This window comes from Aquimarina acroporae (assembly GCF_023195925.1).
Lineage (GTDB): Bacteria > Bacteroidota > Bacteroidia > Flavobacteriales > Flavobacteriaceae > Aquimarina > Aquimarina acroporae.
This window is the reverse complement of record NZ_JALPRE010000001.1, coordinates 613,695-628,148: the sequence shown is the minus strand read 5'-3', so window position 1 is coordinate 628,148 and position 14,454 is coordinate 613,695. Positions and strand designations below refer to the sequence as shown.

The following is a 14,454-nucleotide window of genomic DNA, read 5'->3' as shown; positions in this document are numbered from 1 at the left end:
TTTTAATTTTTTCTTAGTTTAACGCTACCATAGCTAGAATAGATATTTATTGTGTTTCCGCTATTAGGTTGCCCTACATGCCCCTGGTATTCTTTTTTAGAATCTTTTACGTACTTTTTCTGTATAGTAACTCCATCATCAACTTTGATTCCACCGTAGGAAGATTTGAATGTAAAATCAAAATTACATCCACTTGCGTACCCTAGAGAAATACCTGTATAATCGGTATCTATACTTACGCTTTTAACCGATGGTTGTAAAGATTCAACTACAATAGATCCATAATCAGATTCTATATTTAGTTCTCTATCTATCGAACCTATTTTTGTATCTACATAATCGGAGTTTCCAGAGACTTTTCCACCTCTTTCTATTCTAATACCTCCGTAATCACAGTTGTAGCTTAAACTTTTTACCGATTTAAATTTGGATTGCGTATAATCTGCATTTAGTTCAATACGATCGCTATCTCCAACTTCAAAATCAGAATAATCTGCATTTATTTTACCGGTTTTCATGTATCTTATAGAGCTATTGTTGGTATAATCTATATTAATGTAATTGCTACTACCCATAAGCTCTCCAATAATAATTTGCCCATAATCGCAATTAATTTTAGCGTCTCCTTCTATTTTATCCAAAGTAATACTTCCATAATCATTATTGAAGTCTACATTATTGGTTACGGGTACTTTTACTTTGTAATTAATTTTCATGTTCAGGTTATTTCCCCATCCGCTGGTCCATTTATCCCACCAGGATTTATCTCCTTTGTTAAATACCGTTTTTGCACTTACCATTTGGGATGAGGCATCGAATTCAACATCGATCGATTCTAGTTTTTTAATAACCTTTTCTTCGTTATTACCGCTTACTTTGATGGTGATTTCCATTACTACCCGGTTTTCGTTCCACGCGGTAATATCAAGGTTTCCGTAGTCATTGCTAATTTTTAAAAGGGCATTAGCATTTACTGAAAATTCTTTCTTTAGATTTTTTTCTTTGGTGTACTTTCCTTTAAGTTCTCCATTATTGGCAACAGCCAGTAAGGGAATAAAAATGAATAAAAGGATTTTAGAGTATAGAGCTTTCATTTTGAGATAATTTTAATTCGTTGATTTCATTAATTTTTTGCAAAACTTCTTCAAGTAAATTTGCACGTTTTTGAAAGTTTTTGATCATAGCGCTGATTACTCGTTTATCATTTCCACTACGAACAAGGTCTTTCTTCAGGTTTTCGTAATCCGATTCTAGCTTTTTTAAAAGTTCTAAAGCATCGTTTACTAACACGTCGGTTTCATGAGAAGAAACTTTATTAATTTCTTCCAGTTGTGATTGTATGGCCGAGGTGAAAAAGCCTTGTGTTTCTTCCATTTGTGGAGAAATACTTGCCAATTCTGCTGTTTCAGATTCTGTATTCAAGATTTTGGCTGTTGTTGCAATTCCTAAAAGGATAGCAACCGATGCCGCAATAGCCATAATTTTGGGCCACCTTCTTTTTCTTGATGAAATTTGAACAACACCATTTTGTCTCTGAAGCTTTTCTAAAAACTTAGCTTTATGATCCAGAGAAGGCTCTTGTATGTCCATCTTGCCTTTCATTCGTTCAAATAACTTTTCTATATTATCCTCATTCATACCGGTTGTAATTTTTTTCGTAAACTTTCTTTTGCGCGCGAAACAAGTGTACGACAATTTGAATATGATATATTCATAATTTGACAGATCTCTTCATAATCATAGCCTTCTATAAGATGTAATGATAATGCAGTGCTATAGCTGTCTTTTAGTTGTTTTAGTGTACTTAATACCGTGTTTGCTTTAATTGTTGTTAAATCATCTTCTACAATTCCTTCTTGGTCTGTAAGAGCATATTCAACTGTTTCCAAAGTAACTTCACGATGACTATCATTCTTTCTTGATGCCGAAATACTAGAATTAATCACTATTTTCTTTAACCACGGACCAAACATTCTGTCATCCTCCAGCATCGAGAGTTTTGTGAATGCTGTTAAAAAAGCTTCTTGCATAATATCTTCAGCCTCGGCCGTATCTTTAATGATTCTTAATGAAGCATTATACATAGCTTTGTAATAGCGATTGTAAATCTCAAGTTGCGCATTTTGATCCTGTTTACGACATCTTGCGATTAACTGTTCTGTATTTAGTTGGGTTAGTGACAATATTAAATTACTTTTACCTAAAGATAAGAATCGATACCCTTTGTTACAGTTTTAGAATATTTTTTTTAAAAGTTCTGGCATAACAATTGAAATATAAATAGTAGTAATCATGTAATATCCTTGTTTTATAGGGGTTTATGTGTTTTTTACAGTACTTTATATTAATTTTAAAAAAATGTTCTTTTGTCATAATGACAAAATGACTTTATATATAATTATGGCTAAAACCAAATTTACAACACTTGACAGTTTGTCATTTCAAGGCATAGATGAAGATGCCGAGTTAATACCGCTATTAACTCCAGAAGATGAAGAGGAAATAAATAATGAGGTGCTGCCTGATATTCTTCCAATTTTGCCGCTAAGAAATACAGTTTTGTTTCCGGGGGTTGTTATACCTATTACAGCGGGTAGAGACAAGTCTATTAAATTACTTAATGAAGCAAATAATGGAAATAAAACCATAGGTGTAGTTTCTCAAAAAGAAGAAGGTGTAGAAAACCCTTCTTTAAAAGATATAAATAGAGTAGGGGTTGTTGCCAGAATCTTGAGAGTATTGAAAATGCCTGATGGGAACACTACAGTAATTCTACAAGGCAAAAAGAGATTTAAGATTAAGGAAGTTGTAGAAGATGTTCCATATATAAAGGCAAAGGTACAGGAAGTTCCTGAGGCAAGGCCAGCACTCGAGAATAAAGAATTTAGCGCTATTATCGAATCTATAAAAGATTTGGCATTAGAAATTATTAAGGAAAGTCCAAATATTCCTTCAGAGGCTTCTTTTGCCATAAAAAATATAGAAAGTAGTTCTTTCCTAATCAACTTTGTTTCATCAAATCTAAATCTTCCGGTTGAAGAGAAGCAGAAATTACTTGAGATTAATGATCTTAAAGAAAGAGCGCTTGCTACCCTGCGTTTCATGAATGTTGAGTTTCAGAAATTGGAACTCAAAAATGTTATACAGAGTAAGGTACAGCATGATATGAGCCAACAACAACGTGAGTATTTCCTGCACCAACAAATGAAAACTATTCAGGAAGAGTTAGGTGGAGTTTCACATGAAGATGAGTTGGAAGATATGCGTATACGAAGCAAGGAAAAGAAATGGGATCAGAAAGTAAAAAAACATTTCGAAAAAGAACTTGCCAAAATGCAACGTATGAATCCTCAGGTTGCAGAATATTCGATTCAACGAAACTATTTGGATTTGTTTTTAGATTTGCCTTGGAATGAGTTTAGCGAAGATAAGTTTGATTTAAAAAGAGCAAAAAAAGTACTGGATAGAGACCATTATGGACTTGATGAAGTAAAACGACGTATCATAGAATATCTCGCAGTATTGAAGCTTAGAAATGATATGAAGTCTCCAATTTTGTGTCTATATGGACCTCCAGGAGTGGGGAAAACTTCTTTGGGTAAATCTGTTGCTGAAGCTCTGGGAAGAGAATATGTAAGAATTTCGTTGGGAGGTCTGCGTGATGAAGCTGAAATAAGAGGACATAGAAAGACGTATATAGGAGCTATGCCAGGAAGAATTATACAAAGCTTGAAAAAAGCAGGAACCAGTAATCCTGTATTTGTATTAGATGAGATCGATAAACTATCTGTAGGAAATCAAGGGGATCCTTCTTCAGCCTTATTAGAGGTTTTAGATCCAGAACAAAACTCTGAGTTTCATGATAATTTCTTAGAGATGGGATTTGACCTTTCTAAGGTGATGTTTATAGCGACTTCAAATAGCCTTGCTACAATACAACCTGCACTTAGAGATCGTATGGAGATCATTAATGTTACAGGATATACTATCGAAGAAAAGGTAGAAATAGCAAAACAGCATCTTTTACCTAAGCAACTAAAAGAGCATGGTCTTAACCAAACACATTTGAAATTAGGAAAAGTTCAGCTCGAAAAGATAATAGAAGGATATACTCGAGAATCTGGTGTTAGAGGACTGGAGAAACAACTGGCAAAAATGGTGCGCTATGCGGCCAAAAATATCGCCATGGAAGAAGAGTATAATGTCAAGATAAATAATGAAACTATTGTAGAAGTTTTGGGAGCTCCAAAGCTCGAACGCGATAAGTATGAAAGCAATGATGTCGCTGGAGTAGTTACGGGCCTTGCCTGGACCAGTGCAGGTGGAGATATTCTGTTTATTGAATCTATCTTATCCAAAGGAAAAGGTGGTCTTACCATTACCGGGAATTTGGGTAAAGTAATGAAGGAGTCTGCTACCATTGCTATGGAATATATCAAAGCCAATGCTGATATGCTGAATATTGATCCAGATATTTTTGGTAAATATAATGTTCATATACATGTTCCTGAAGGCGCCACTCCAAAAGATGGGCCAAGTGCTGGAGTTACTATGTTAACCTCTTTAGTATCACTGTTTACGCAACGTAAAGTCAAGAAAAGCCTTGCAATGACAGGAGAAATTACCTTAAGAGGTAAAGTACTTCCTGTTGGAGGAATTAAAGAGAAAATTTTAGCAGCTAAGAGAGCGCATATAAAAGAAATTTTACTTTGTGAAGACAATGAACGTGATATTAAAGAAATAAAAGAAGAATATCTTAAAGGCCTTACATTCCATTATGTAAAAAATATGGATGAAGTACTTGATATCGCAATTACTAAAACAAAAGTAAAGAACGCGAAAAAGCTTTAAAATAGATAATAGATATATACAAAGCAGAACTACTAGGTTCTGCTTTTTTTTGTGGTTATCTTCTTTTTTCGACTAAAACGTTGGTGTATCTATCTAAATTCTGTAGCACTATTTCACTTCCTTTAACTACCGTTTTAAGCGGTTGATCACCTAGGTGTACAGGTAATTCTGTTGCATGTGATAAACGGTCATCAAGACCACGCAGCATAGAGCCTCCACCGGTTAAATAGATCCCTGAATTATAAATGTCTGCAGAGATTTCTGGAGGAATTTCAGATAAAGTATCCATAATAGCATTTTCGATTTGGGAAATAGATTTATCCAAACTTCGTTCTATCTCTTTGAATGACAGGTATATTTGTTTGGGTTTTCCGGTTAGAAGATCTCTGCCTTCTACAGCCATATTTTGAGGAGGGTTTTTTAGTTGTGGAATTGCAGAACCAATTTCAATTTTTACCCTTTCGGCCATAAATTCACCTATATGTAGATTATGTGATTCTCGTACATAATTCATGATATCTTCGTTAAAAGTGTTTCCGGCAATTTTAACCGATTGTCCACTGATGATGCGTCCCATAGAAATAACCGCAATTTCTGTAGTTCCTCCACCAATATCAACAATCATGTTCCCTTTAGGTTCCAAAACATCAATTCCGCCTCCAATGGCAGCAGCAATTGGTTCATGGATAAGGAAAATGTTTTTGGCATTTAATCTCTTTGCTGATTCTTTCACTGCGCGCATTTCCACTTCAGTACTTCCACAGGGAATGGAGATAATCATATGATATGAAGTAGAAAAAATAGAGGTATTCAAAGTTGATAATCGCTTTATAAAAGTTTTTAGCATCTTTTCTGCGGCATCAAAATTGGAGATTACTCCATTTTTAAATGGATGAAGTGTCTTAATGTTTTTATTGATTTTACCTCTCATTGTGCCTGCTTCTTTGCCAACTGCAATAATCTTTCCTGTAATTCTGTTTACAGTGATAATAGAAGGATTGTCGATTGCTATTTTTCCTTTGTGTGTAATGAGGGTATTAGATGTGCCAAGATCTACGGCAATCTTTTCATTCAAAAAATTAAAGAAGCCCATGTAAATTAAGTTAGTTAACGATGTCGATTTAAGGTCTTAAGTAATTTACATTCATATATAGGATCTTTGTTCTAATAACTTTGATTACTTGTAATTATTGTGTTTTGTTGGATGTAAGACGGTAAAAAGGAACAATGTGTAGTAAATTGTGTATTCATCTATTTTGTAAATATATCGTTTAGAAAAATAATTTTCTTTACAATGAAGATAATTCTGTTTAGTTTCTTTTATTTTTGGCATACAACGAAATCATTTCAATAAAAATAAAGAGTTGGAAAACAAGAAAATAATTATAGCTATCGATGGGTACTCTTCTACCGGAAAAAGTACTGTGGCTAAACAATTGGCAAAAAGCTTGCAATATATATATGTAGATACAGGAGCAATGTATAGAGCTGTAACACTTTTTGCTATGAGAAAAGGATATATAGATGATAACCATTTTGATCCAGAAGCACTAGAGAATGAGCTTCCTTCGATACGTATTAGGTTTGAATTTAATCCTGAAAAAGGATTGGCAGATACATTATTGAATGATGAAAATGTTGAAAAGGAAATTAGAACTTTGTCAGTATCAAGATTTGTAAGTAAAGTTGCTGCTGTTTCTAAGGTACGTAAAAAACTTGTTGAGCAACAAAATGAAATGGGTAAAGCAAAGGGAATTGTTATGGATGGGAGAGATATAGGTACTGTAGTTTTTCCTAATGCTGAATTGAAACTATTCATGACTGCTACGGCTAAGGATAGGGCAGAAAGACGTTTTTTGGAACTTACTGAAAGAGGAGAAAAAGTAACTTATGAAGATGTATTGAAAAACGTAGTAAACCGGGATCATATCGATAGTACACGCAAAGATTCTCCCTTAAGAAAAGCGAGTGACGCTATTCAAATAGATAATTCTAACCTTACTTTGGAGCAACAATTTGAACAAATTTTGGGACTAGCCAAAAATGCGATAAAGAACGCTTAAAGTATTAATAATTAGTGTTTGAAATATAATTATCGATACTTTTAAAATTTATGATATCACGAGAAACATAAAATTTAAGACCTTCTTTAACCCATTCAATTACTTCTTTATACTCATCATCATTTTTGAGAACCAATACTCGGTTTAACATTAAAACATGTTCACCTTTGTCTAAGTATTTTTGTATTGATGTATCATTTACTTCGTAAAAAGGTTTTGTTACTAAAATCTGATATTGTCTACCATTGTTCATAACTACCTGATCTTTATGCTCGTATATGATACTGGTTTTTGATAATGACTGCGCATAATTTTGCAACCAAAGCATTAGAAAAAAGAATAGTAATAGTTTTTTCATACAGTCGATTTGAGCTATCAATTCGACTAAATTACGGTAAAACCGTAAAAAATACATAACATTTACATGGATATTTGCCTTTTTTTAGATAAAATGCGTAAAAAAGGGTTAAAAAAGGGAAGAAATTGAAGAATAAACGTAAAAAAGGAGCTTGTTTTAAGCTCCTTTCGTAATATTTTGGTTTTGTATTTTATAGATTTGGGATCACTAATTCCTGATCCGGATGGATGATATCTGGATTTTTAAGAATGTTGGTATTTGCTTCAAAAATTGCTTTATATTTCATAGGATCTCCATAGTAATGTTTAGCGATTTTACTTAAAGATTCTCCACTTTTTACAACATGTCTATGGAAAACAGATGTATCTTCAACTTTAATGTCTGCCATGATATCTGAAGGTGATTCACCACCAACCTCTTTTATTTTATCCCAAAGAACATTTTTTTCATATTGAGTTTTCGCAGTTCCTTTTATCTTTAAAACCCCATTTTCCTCAGCAACATCTCCATCTTTAATATTTAACTCCTGACCTAAGTCTAGAACAGATTGATATTTTGATTTAACCATAACTAAGTTGTTTTTTTATATTATTAATTAGATTCTCTCAAATATAGCAAATTAAGATGTTTTTTTTAAGAATACGTTAGATTAAAAAAGCGTAAATAATCGTTGAAATGCATAAATTATCTATATTCGAACACAATAAAACAAAAATAAATGTTTCGTAAACGTTTCTACTACCTTATAGAATTGCAGTATTTAGGGTTCAGATATCATGGTTGGCAAAAACAACCTAAAGTAAATACATTACAGCGCATGGTAGAACGAACTGTAAACTATGTGTTGGATCATAATGATTTTAAAGTTTTGGCTACCGGAAGAACGGATGCCAAGGTTTCTGCAAATCAAACTTATGTAGAATTGTTTGTTGATCATAACCCTCTTGATCTAGAGGAGTTTTTTCCTTTTTTTAATAGAAATCTTCCTCAGGATATTAAAGCGCTAAGTATTATAGAAACTGATGAGAAATTTAATATTATTCAGTCTCCAAAAATTAAGGAATACATATATATGTTTTCGTTTGGTGAGAAGTTTCATCCGTTTTGTGCTCCTTTTATGTATAATATATATGAAAATTTGGACATAGAACTTATGAAAAAAGCGGCCCCTTTATTTGTAGGAAGGCATAACTTCAGGTCGTATTGTCATAGGCCCACTGTGCATACGGTTCTTGAAGGAGAAATTACCTATTGTGAGATAGAAAAAAATAACATATATACTGCTAATTTTTTCCCTAAAGAAAGCTATCTTTTACGTGTAAAAGGAGAAGGTTTTAAAAGAAATCAAATAAGACTTATGATGGGGGCTTTGTTAGATTTAGGAAAAGGTAAAATCGATATAGAATTTATTAAAAATACTTTGAACCCTCAGGCAGAAGAAATTGTTTTAGAACATATTGTCCCCGGATCTGGATTAATATTAAATACAGTAGAATTTAAATAAAAGCATATGAGAGTTGTATCTACAAATATTGGAGAACCAGTTACTATTTCTTGGAGAGGAAAAGAAGTAAAGACAGGAATCTATAAGTATCCAGTAGAAAAACCGATATTTTTAGGTAAGGAAGATGTAGAAAATGATCATGTTGTTGATCGAAGGGTTCATGGCGGTGTGGATAAAGCATGCTACTTATACGGTGTAGAGAATTATTCGTATTGGAAAGAGAAATATCCTCAATTAGATTGGGATTTTGGGATGTTTGGAGAAAATCTAACCATAGAAGGGTTTAGTGAAAATCAAGTAAAAATTGGATCTATCTATAAACTAGGTACAGCTCTGGTACAGATTTCAAGACCAAGACAACCTTGCTATAAGCTTGGTGTACGTTTTGAAAATCCTACTATCATAAAACAATTTATAGATTCGAAACTTTCTGGAGTGTATGTAAGAGTTTTAGAACCAGGATTAGTGAGCACAAATGATACTATGATTCTTGAAAAAGAACATGTAAATGGGATAACCATAACAGAATTGAATACTTTGTTATTTCATTTTGATGAAAAATTACATACTGACCTATTAGAAAAAGCAATTCAGGATACTTTAGTATCAGATGATGATAAGAAGTATTTTGCAAAGAAAAAGTAATATACTAAGCTTTTGAAGCTTTAACCTTTTTATACAGCTCTTGAGAAGATATTCCTTTTCTCGGAATATTAAGTTCGTTATCTTTTTCTATCTGTTTGATTAGGTTAATAATAGTTGTGTTAACGGGAGATGCTGTGCCAATAGTTTTTCCTGAATTTACAATAGATCCATTTAGATAATCAATTTCAGTTTTTTTTCCTTGTGAAAGATCCCACCACATAGAAGTTCTTACCGTTGGATCTATGGCTAACATTTTATTTGCGACCAGATTAAAAAGAAAATTAGGTAAACTAAGTACAAAAGGGATATATTTTGCGGGTAACGCAGTAAGTTTTGGTAAGGTGATATGAAGGGAATTCGTAACTAGTAGAAGTTCTTTCATTAACGCAGCAATTACCAAACGATAATACCTTTGTTCAAGCATTTTTTTTACAGGAATATTAGCTAATGCATTTACACTATTCCCTAGATTAAGCTGTAGCTTTGCCCACAACAAGGCTCGCATTTCCATTGTAGTATCAACCGGCATCAATGGTGTATTCATGTTTGCGGCAAGAGTTTCGATTGCTAGGTTGTGTTTATCATCGATTTCTATGGTTAATTTCCCTTCAGATCCTCGATGTAAATGACCAGGATTGGGTTCTGCAACATTAAAAGGAACCATAACTCGTAACACTGGGTTTTCAGGAAATTTCTCTCGAATAATGGTATCTGATCCTAAACCATTCTGGCAGCATAGTAAAATAGTATCAGGTCCCACAAACGGTGTAATATCTTTGCTAGCTTGTTCTATTCCCGTGCATTTTACTGTGATCCATAAGAAATCACATTGTATGGCTTTCTGATTTTTATCTACTGCATCTTGGGGTTCAATAAAATCTATTGTATCCACTGTAGTTGCATTGCCTAAATAGTCTGTTAACTTTAATCCATTATTTAACTTTTTTTTGGTTGAAGGGCGGCATACCAATTTTGTTGTTATGTCTAGCGAAGTAAGGATTCCCCCTAAGAAACCACCTATAAGCCCGGCTCCAAAAATTATATGTGTATGGTGAGTGTTCAAATGATTATTTAGTTTTCTTTGTCTAAAATGGCTAGACCTACTTTAATTGTATTGTAATCAATAGCTCCTTCAAAATACTCAAAATATGCTTTTAAACCCTCAGGTGTATCAAGTTCTTCCTTAGCTTTTTTTATTGTAGAAATATCTTCTTTAGAAATTAATTGTTTAAGATCTATAGTTTCTCCTTCTTCATATAGTTTCATAATGTGAGAAAATATAGTAGATGATGCTAATTTCCTTTGTATAGCAATTTCTTCAATTGATAATCCTTCATGGTATAATTTCAGTGTTTCTTTATGAGTGTTTCCTTTTTTAGAACTCGTCTTCTTTTTCTTTTTTGTTTTCACTTCAGAGAATGCGATAATCTCCTTTATGAATTGATACCCATAATTCTGCATTTTTTGTCTACCTACACCATTTATTTGCATAAATTCCTCGTCGGTTGTAGGCTTATGTTTTTCCATTTCCTTTAGAGTAGCATCATTAAAAATTTGATAGGCAGGAATACCCGCTTCTTTTGCCAGATGCAATCGTAATTGTCTAAGTTTTTCAAATAAATCTTGAGTTACATCTATTTTGTCCTGAAGTTCTGGTTGTTTTACTTTTTCCAACTCTTTTAGATGTGCTAAACTCACTTTTTCTCCTTCAAACAATACTTTTTTGGATAGTGAGGTTAACTTTAACTTGTTGTTTTCATGAAATGCTATTTCAAGATACCCCAGATTTATTAGTTGTATGATGTATTGTTGCCAATCTCTCCATGGGATATCATTCCCAATTCCATAGGTTTTTAAGTTTTGATAATTTTTGTCATATACACCAGTGTTTTGGGCTCCACGTAAGACATCAATTATAATACCGATAGGTTCTTGTTCTTTAACTCTGGTTACGGTAGATAGTGCTTTTTGAGCAATAATGGTACCTTCTATAAATGTAGGAGGATTTTTGCAAACATCGCAGTTTCCACAATCTTTTTCGATGAGTTCGCCAAAATAGCTCAATAAAATTTTTCGTCTGCAACTCAAGGATTCGGCATATTGTTTCATGCGATCTAGCTTTGCCAATTGTACCTCTTTATTACCTGAAGTATCTGCAAATTTTTGTAATTGTACAACATCAGCATAACTATGAAAAAGTAGGGTAGAAGAGGGTAACCCATCTCTTCCGGCTCTTCCTATTTCCTGATAATACCCTTCTATGTTCTTAGGGAGGTTGTAGTGAATCACCCATCTTACATTTGATTTGTCAATTCCCATTCCAAAGGCAATTGTAGCACATACTATCTGGATGGTGTCATTAATAAAACCTTCTTGTGTTAATGCTCTTTGTTGATGATCTATGCCGGCGTGATACGCTTCTGCTTTATATCCTCTTTCAGCTAATTTTTCGGCAATAGCTACTGTTGTCTTTCGACTTAAGCAGTAAATAATTCCTGATTGATTAGGCTTATCGGCAAGAAAATTTAGGATTTGTTCTATTCTTTTGTTTCCCGGGCGAACTTCCAAACTTAAATTTTTCCTATCAAAAGAAGCTAAATGTTGTATCGCCTTCGAGATATTAAGCTGATCACAAATGTCTTTTCTGGTAGCTTTGTCAGCTGTAGCAGTAAGGGCAATGATCGGGGTATTTGGAAACTTGTTCTTTAGGTACCCTAATTGGGTGTATGCTGGTCTAAAATCATGACCCCATGCAGAGATGCAATGTGCTTCGTCTATAGCAATTAGACTAATTTGAATCTGGGATAAGACGTTTTCTAGAAAAGATAAACTCTCTGGGGCTACATATAACAATTTGATGTTATGGTCAAGAAGTTCTTGGTAAATAATACTTTGTTCACTTTCATTTTGGCTACTATTTACATATGCAGCCTTGATGCCATTTGCTTTCAAACCATCTACCTGATCTTTCATTAAGGCAATTAATGGGGAGATTACAAGTGTTATACCTGGCAATAGTAAAGCTGGTAATTGATAACAAATAGATTTTCCTCCTCCAGTAGGCATGATGACTAAATTGTCATTACCCTCGAAAATAGAATTTATAATTTCTTCTTGCAAAGGCCTAAACCTATCGTACCCGAAGTATTCTTTTAAGGTTTTTAGGATTTGTTGTTGTTCTGGCATATATGCAAAAGAACAAAATATGAAGATAAATTACATAGAAATATATGGTTAAAATTACCTTTATTAGGATAAAAAAAAGTCACCAATAAAAGATGTTACTCAAATAAATTAGAGCTCAAATATCGATCTCCTCGATCACAGATAATAGCTACAAGAACACCGCTTTCGAGGGTTTCTGCCAATTTAAGAGCTGCGGTAACAGAACCACCACTACTCATACCAGAAAAAATACCTTCTTCTTTGGCTAATCGTTTAGCCATAGCTGTTGCTTCTTCCTGACTTACCTCTATTACTTGATCAACTTTTGATGGATTAAATATTTTTGGTAAGTATTCCTTTGGCCATTTACGAATGCCTGGAATTCTGGACTCATCGGTGGGTTGTACCCCTACAATTTGAACTTCTGAAGATTGTTCCTTTAAGAATGTTGATGTCCCCATAATCGTTCCCGTAGTTCCCATAGAGGAAACAAAGTGGGTGATCTTTCCTTGTGTATCTCTCCAAATTTCTGGACCAGTGGTTTTATAATGAGCTTTCCAGTTATCATCATTGGCAAACTGATTAAGCATTACATACCCATCATTTGTAACTTTTGCTTCTGCATAGTCTCTAGCTCCTTCGATTCCAATATTTTCTGAGGTAAGGGTAACTTTTGCACCATAAGCCCGCATGGTTTGTACTCTTTCTTTAGTAGAATTTTCGGGCATTACCAATTCGATATCCAAGTCAAAAATACCCGCTATCATTGCCAACGCTATACCCGTATTGCCACTGGTAGCTTCGATAAGTTTTGTATTTGAAGTAATATCGCCTCGATCCAAGGCAGATTTAATCATATTATAAGCAGCTCTATCTTTAACACTACCTCCTGGGTTATGTCCTTCTAATTTAAGATAGAGTGTAATATTTGGGTTTTTAATAATAGAAGTAGCCTTAACCAAAGGCGTATTTCCGATAAGGTCTAAAATACTATGCGACATTAAACAACTTTTTTAATCTTTATTTCTGAAGTGTTCGAAATAATGGAGTTTTCAGGAACAGAAGAAGTTATCCAAGCATTTCCACCTATAGTACTATTTGCTCCTATTACTGTTCCTCCTCCCAAAATAGTTGCATTGGCATATATAGTTACATTATCCTCAACGGTAGGATGACGTTTTACATTGCGAAGTTTTCTATCTACATATAGACCTCCTAAGGTAACTCCTTGATATATCTTGACATTATCTTTGATAATTACTGTTTCTCCAATAACGATCCCTGTAGCGTGATCTATAAAAAAAGAATCTCCAATTTCTGCTCCTGGGTTTATATCGGTACCAGTAAGTCTATGCGCATACTCTGTCATTAATCTTGGTACCATAGGTAAACCAAATTTTAACAATTCATGACTCAATCGGTATATAGCTATTGCATAAAAACCAGGGTAAGCCATATAAATCTCTTCAATAGAGTTTGCGGCTGGATCACTTTTCATAAATGCTTGCGCATCACGATTTAGTTTTTCCAGAATCCCTGGCAATTTTTCGAGATAGGATTGCCAGAGTTTGCTACAAGGTTTTTCGGTTTCCCAACAGGCAAGATCTACAAGTTCTTCAAAAGTTTGTTCTAAAAGACCTATGTTCTTTGCTACCTCAGTGTCGGTATCGAACAATGTGTAGAATAGTAAATTGGTAAAATATTCTGTTCGTTCTTTTAGTTTTAGTTTAAGATTTGGATTTTTCTTTTGCTCCTGAATCTTTGCTATAATCTGGTCTAGTTGTTTACTCATCACCCTGTTATTTCAAAACTCTAGTAAATATATAGAATAAAAGGAATATTAGTCTTAATAAGTTGCAAATCCTTTC

Annotated in this window: 14 protein-coding genes; 4 read left to right on the top strand and 10 right to left on the bottom strand. The window is 33.7% G+C overall.

The window, feature by feature from the left end:
- Positions 1 to 2: 2 nt before the first annotated feature.
- From M0D21_RS03160 to M0D21_RS03150, 3 genes are read right to left on the bottom strand one after another with little or no spacing between them, the layout of a single operon-like run.
- Positions 3 to 1,094 carry a DUF4097 family beta strand repeat-containing protein gene (locus tag M0D21_RS03160; protein WP_248326840.1) on the bottom strand — a complete coding sequence of 364 codons (1,092 nt, stop codon included), beginning with the start codon at positions 1,092 to 1,094 and terminating at the stop codon, positions 3 to 5.
- Complete coding sequence (locus tag M0D21_RS03155) at positions 1,075 to 1,638, bottom strand: hypothetical protein (protein ID WP_248326839.1); 564 nt, start codon at positions 1,636 to 1,638, stop codon at positions 1,075 to 1,077. The genes M0D21_RS03160 and M0D21_RS03155 overlap by 20 nt, the downstream gene beginning before the upstream one ends.
- The gene (locus M0D21_RS03150) at positions 1,635 to 2,183 is read right to left on the bottom strand and encodes an RNA polymerase sigma factor (RefSeq protein ID WP_248326838.1); all 549 of its coding nucleotides are present in this window, start codon (positions 2,181 to 2,183) and stop codon (positions 1,635 to 1,637) included. Before M0D21_RS03150 ends, M0D21_RS03155 begins: the two co-directional genes overlap by 4 nt.
- Positions 2,184 to 2,400: 217 nt before the next feature.
- Here M0D21_RS03150 and lon point away from each other — a divergent pair, with 217 nt between their 5' ends.
- The gene (gene lon, locus M0D21_RS03145; protein WP_248327248.1) at positions 2,401 to 4,851 is read left to right on the top strand and encodes an endopeptidase La; all 2,451 of its coding nucleotides are present in this window, start codon (positions 2,401 to 2,403) and stop codon (positions 4,849 to 4,851) included.
- 55 nt (positions 4,852 to 4,906) lie between these two features.
- Here the strand turns inward: lon and mreB are convergent, their stop codons facing one another.
- Positions 4,907 to 5,944 carry a rod shape-determining protein gene (gene mreB, locus M0D21_RS03140; RefSeq protein ID WP_248326836.1) on the bottom strand — a complete coding sequence of 346 codons (1,038 nt, stop codon included), beginning with the start codon at positions 5,942 to 5,944 and terminating at the stop codon, positions 4,907 to 4,909.
- A gap of 271 nt (positions 5,945 to 6,215) precedes the next feature.
- Here mreB and cmk point away from each other — a divergent pair, with 271 nt between their 5' ends.
- Positions 6,216 to 6,914, top strand: coding sequence for a (d)CMP kinase (gene cmk / locus M0D21_RS03135; protein WP_248326834.1), 699 nt, complete (start codon positions 6,216 to 6,218; stop codon positions 6,912 to 6,914).
- Positions 6,915 to 6,918: 4 nt separating this feature from the next.
- On the opposite strand, the gene M0D21_RS03130 is transcribed toward cmk, so the two are convergent.
- Both M0D21_RS03130 and M0D21_RS03125 read right to left on the bottom strand, forming a co-directional pair.
- Positions 6,919 to 7,272: a hypothetical protein gene (locus M0D21_RS03130; protein ID WP_248326832.1), complete on the bottom strand. Its 354-nt coding sequence runs from the start codon at positions 7,270 to 7,272 to the stop codon at positions 6,919 to 6,921.
- Positions 7,273 to 7,462: 190 nt separating this feature from the next.
- Positions 7,463 to 7,840 (bottom strand): LysM peptidoglycan-binding domain-containing protein, encoded by a 378-nt coding sequence (locus M0D21_RS03125; RefSeq protein WP_248326830.1) that lies wholly within the window; start codon positions 7,838 to 7,840, stop codon positions 7,463 to 7,465.
- A 150-nt stretch (positions 7,841 to 7,990) separates the two neighbouring features.
- Here M0D21_RS03125 and M0D21_RS03120 point away from each other — a divergent pair, with 150 nt between their 5' ends.
- Together M0D21_RS03120 and M0D21_RS03115 are read left to right on the top strand one after the other, a co-directional pair.
- The gene (locus M0D21_RS03120; protein ID WP_248326828.1) at positions 7,991 to 8,776 is read left to right on the top strand and encodes a tRNA pseudouridine synthase A; all 786 of its coding nucleotides are present in this window, start codon (positions 7,991 to 7,993) and stop codon (positions 8,774 to 8,776) included.
- 6 nt (positions 8,777 to 8,782) lie between these two features.
- The gene (locus M0D21_RS03115) at positions 8,783 to 9,421 is read left to right on the top strand and encodes an MOSC domain-containing protein (protein ID WP_248326826.1); all 639 of its coding nucleotides are present in this window, start codon (positions 8,783 to 8,785) and stop codon (positions 9,419 to 9,421) included.
- A 4-nt stretch (positions 9,422 to 9,425) separates the two neighbouring features.
- Here M0D21_RS03115 and M0D21_RS03110 read toward each other — a convergent pair whose 3' ends face one another.
- The 4 genes from M0D21_RS03110 to epsC form a co-directional block, all read right to left on the bottom strand.
- On the bottom strand, positions 9,426 to 10,484 hold the full coding sequence (locus tag M0D21_RS03110; RefSeq protein ID WP_248326825.1) for a 2-dehydropantoate 2-reductase: 1,059 nt from the start codon (positions 10,482 to 10,484) through the stop codon (positions 9,426 to 9,428).
- Between the two features lie 8 nt (positions 10,485 to 10,492).
- Positions 10,493 to 12,607: a DNA helicase RecQ gene (gene recQ, locus M0D21_RS03105; protein WP_248326823.1), complete on the bottom strand. Its 2,115-nt coding sequence runs from the start codon at positions 12,605 to 12,607 to the stop codon at positions 10,493 to 10,495.
- A 95-nt stretch (positions 12,608 to 12,702) separates the two neighbouring features.
- Positions 12,703 to 13,587 (bottom strand): cysteine synthase CysM, encoded by an 885-nt coding sequence (gene cysM / locus M0D21_RS03100; RefSeq protein WP_248326821.1) that lies wholly within the window; start codon positions 13,585 to 13,587, stop codon positions 12,703 to 12,705.
- A complete protein-coding gene (gene epsC, locus M0D21_RS03095) occupies positions 13,587 to 14,378 on the bottom strand; it encodes a serine O-acetyltransferase EpsC (protein ID WP_248326820.1) in 792 nt (263 codons plus the stop codon). The genes cysM and epsC overlap by 1 nt, the downstream gene beginning before the upstream one ends.
- Positions 14,379 to 14,454 lie beyond the last annotated feature (76 nt).